We start from the raw sequence: 2,361 nt of genomic DNA, 5'->3' as shown, positions 1-2,361 counted from the left end.
GACGGGAGTCACTAGGTCGGCACGCCGCCCAGCGGGGTTTCCCCATTCGGACACCCTCGGATCAAAACTTGCTTATCAGTTCCCCGAGGCTTATCGCAGATTGCTACGTCCTTCTTCGGCTCCAGATGCCAAGGCATCCACCGTTTGCTCTTAAAGACTTGAAATCACATGAGTTTGAATCAAAAACTCGACCCCATCCGAAGATGGAATCTGAAATTGACTAATGATCTTTAAGATCATCTTGTGCAACAACCCGAAGGCTGTTGCAAGATGCTCGCGTCCACTGTGTAGTTCTCAAAGTACGGGCGGTACCCCCATCCACAACCCCCCAAAGGAGGAAACAGAAAGAGGTCCAGAGGTTCAGACTCGAATCCCGAAAGATCCGCATCCGGTCCCTCAGGACCCAACAGCGTGCAGACACCGGTCCCCTCACCCAGAACATTCCAACCGCAAGCGGCGTACTAGTTCCGAGATCAGATCTCGATGCCATGTCAAATGTTCCACCCATGAGCTCCCAGCGAGAAACGAACGTTCCCGATCTGGGTTCTGGACTCCGAAGAGTCAGATGCTCCTTAGAAAGGAGGTGATCCAGCCGCACCTTCCGGTACGGCTACCTTGTTACGACTTAGTCCTAATTACCGATCCCACCTTCGACGGCTCCCTCCACAAGGGTTAGGCCACCGGCTTCAGGTGTTACCGACTTTCATGACTTGACGGGCGGTGTGTACAAGACCCGGGAACGTATTCACCGCAGCGTTGCTGATCTGCGATTACTAGCGACTCCGACTTCATGAGGTCGAGTTGCAGACCTCAATCCGAACTGGGACCGGCTTTTTGGGATTCGCTCCACCTCGCGGTATTGCAGCCCTTTGTACCGGCCATTGTAGCATGCGTGAAGCCCAAGACATAAGGGGCATGATGATTTGACGTCATCCCCACCTTCCTCCGAGTTGACCCCGGCAGTATCCCATGAGTTCCCACCATTACGTGCTGGCAACATAGAACGAGGGTTGCGCTCGTTGCGGGACTTAACCCAACATCTCACGACACGAGCTGACGACAACCATGCACCACCTGTTTACGAGTGTCCAAAGAGTTGACCATTTCTGGCCCGTTCTCGTATATGTCAAGCCTTGGTAAGGTTCTTCGCGTTGCATCGAATTAATCCGCATGCTCCGCCGCTTGTGCGGGTCCCCGTCAATTCCTTTGAGTTTTAGCCTTGCGGCCGTACTCCCCAGGCGGGGAACTTAATGCGTTAGCTGCGTCACGGAATCCGTGGAATGGACCCCACAACTAGTTCCCAACGTTTACGGGGTGGACTACCAGGGTATCTAAGCCTGTTTGCTCCCCACCCTTTCGCTCCTCAGCGTCAGTTACGGCCCAGAGATCTGCCTTCGCCATCGGTGTTCCTCCTGATATCTGCGCATTCCACCGCTACACCAGGAATTCCAATCTCCCCTACCGCACTCTAGTCTGCCCGTACCCACTGCAGGCCGGAGGTTGAGCCTCCGGATTTCACAGCAGACGCGACAAACCGCCTACGAGCTCTTTACGCCCAATAATTCCGGATAACGCTTGCGCCCTACGTATTACCGCGGCTGCTGGCACGTAGTTAGCCGGCGCTTTTTCTGCAGGTACCGTCACTTTCGCTTCTTCCCTGCTAAAAGAGGTTTACAACCCGAAGGCCGTCATCCCTCACGCGGCGTTGCTGCATCAGGCTTGCGCCCATTGTGCAATATTCCCCACTGCTGCCTCCCGTAGGAGTCTGGGCCGTGTCTCAGTCCCAGTGTGGCCGGTCACCCTCTCAGGCCGGCTACCCGTCGACGCCTTGGTGAGCCATTACCTCACCAACAAGCTGATAGGCCGCGAGCCCATCCCCAACCGAAATTCTTTCCAGACGCAGACCATGCGATCACGTCACATATCCAGTATTAGACGCCGTTTCCAGCGCTTATCCCAGAGTCAGGGGCAGGTTGCTCACGTGTTACTCACCCGTTCGCCACTGATCCCACAGAGCAAGCTCCGTGTTCACCGTTCGACTTGCATGTGTTAAGCACGCCGCCAGCGTTCATCCTGAGCCAGGATCAAACTCTCCGTAAAAAAGAAATGCATACCCCACCGGGAAAACGGTGACGCAGCGAGTTTGATGCTGACCAAAGAGACAAATTCATTGCTGACTTCATCCATTGCCAACCCCCCGAAAGGGATTGGTCTTTGATCCAAAGGAATTCTCACCCCCACCGAAGTGGAGACGAGGATAATTTGGCATTTGACAAGTGCACGCTGTTGAGTTCTCAAGGATCGGATGCTCCCACGACCCAGTCATCACAACCAGGCCCGAAGGGCAACTTCTCTATCTTA

General features: G+C 54.6%; 2 rRNA genes (1 of these 2 only partly in view). Both read right to left on the bottom strand.

The window, feature by feature from the left end:
- Positions 1–164, bottom strand: a 23S ribosomal RNA gene (locus tag ACIOVG_RS18550); it reaches 2,793 nt to the left of the window's first position.
- Between the two features lie 412 nt (positions 165–576).
- Positions 577–2,100, bottom strand: a 16S ribosomal RNA gene (locus tag ACIOVG_RS18545).
- The 16S and 23S rRNA genes sit together here, the layout of an rRNA operon.
- Between the last annotated feature and the right edge of the window lie 261 nt (positions 2,101–2,361).

Source organism: Microbacterium sp. NPDC087591, from assembly GCF_044743625.1.
Taxonomy (GTDB): Bacteria; Actinomycetota; Actinomycetes; order Actinomycetales; family Microbacteriaceae; genus Microbacterium.
The sequence above is the reverse complement of the archived record's forward strand: the minus strand, read 5'-3'. Positions and strand labels throughout refer to the sequence as shown.